Annotated in this window: 1 protein-coding gene; it reads right to left on the reverse strand. The window is 23.6% G+C overall.

Features of this window, described 5'->3' with window-relative positions; translation table 11 throughout:
• Positions 1 to 114 precede the first annotated feature (114 nt).
• The coding region (locus tag B0E44_RS18685; RefSeq protein WP_165688745.1) for a hypothetical protein at positions 115 to 1,310 on the reverse strand (1,196 nt) is incomplete at its 5' end.

A 1,310-nucleotide genomic window follows, 5' to 3' on the forward strand; every position in this document is an offset into this window, starting at 1 on the left:
TGTTCTAAAATATTCACTTTTATATACTTTTCAGTTGTTTCCCGCGTAATTTTGTGCAAAGTTTTTCTTTTAGTCATATTACTTCACTTTTAATTAATTCTTCCCACATTAGCTTTAATTTAATGACATATTAATATATTTTGAATAAATTGTTTTTAATAAAACAGCTATTATATTGTCTGTGTTTTTTTTATGTTTTTCATAAATTTTAATTAAATCATTTTTGTTTAATGTTAACTTACCAATACAAATAGCCATTAAAAATTCGTAAGGAGCTGAATCTTTATCTTTACTGTCTTCTATTGAGTTAATAATTATATTAGACATTATTGAACTTGAATGAGAATCAATTTCATAATTCAATTCTTTGTTTGTAGATGCTCTTAAAATAGATGCTTGAATTATCCCATCGTTATATCTATTAAAATTTTCTGGATCTAAAATATGTCTTTCATAAATAGTTTGCTTTATATTTTTTTTAATTCTAAAATTATGTAGTACAGAAAGAATCGAAAAATAAACTTTTGACTGTTGTATTTTGTCAGGTTTCCAATTTGTAAATTTAAAAAACGCAAAGTTTTTATTTAGAACCAATCTTTTTCCATTAGATTTATTTAAAAACACATTATTGACTAAACCCTCGTCATTATTATTTAATTCATTGTATCTTTTTTTAAAAAAAGCCTTCGTCTTTTCTGTCATGACCTCATCCGTTTGAAATTCATCAAAACCATGTAGCAATTTATTAATTAAATCTTTTTCAAATTCCCAGCTAATGATATCACTGTCTTCATTTGGTAATAGTATTTTGTCAATTGTAATAAAACTATATGTGGAAAAATCATTGTATTTTCCATATTTAATATTACTCATTAAGTTAGAATATGCTTTATCATCTATACATCTGACAAATCCATTAAAATAAATTATCTGGGAATGTTCTTGCGTTCGTAATCGCCTACTTACTTCGGATATTTTTTTTCCATTTGAAATACAAGATGAACATACTAAATAACATGATGGGTCTTTTAAGTTTTTAGTCAGTTTTAAATCTTTATAATGAACAGACTCAATATTTAGTGAATGAGCTTTGTAATAATAATTTTTTATTTTATCTGCAATATATTTTGATTCTGCATTATCAACATAAATAATACTTGTAATATTAATAGGGAGTTGATTAATTAATAGATGATTTGTTTTTTTTTCAAAATGGTTAAGATCAATTCTATCTAAATCTAAAAATAATTTACTTACATCAATATAAATATCTCTTGTTTTGCCCAGTGAATTTTGTCCTTTATAACAAC

Source organism: Flavobacterium sp. A45, from assembly GCF_002001005.1.
Lineage (GTDB): Bacteria > Bacteroidota > Bacteroidia > Flavobacteriales > Flavobacteriaceae > Flavobacterium.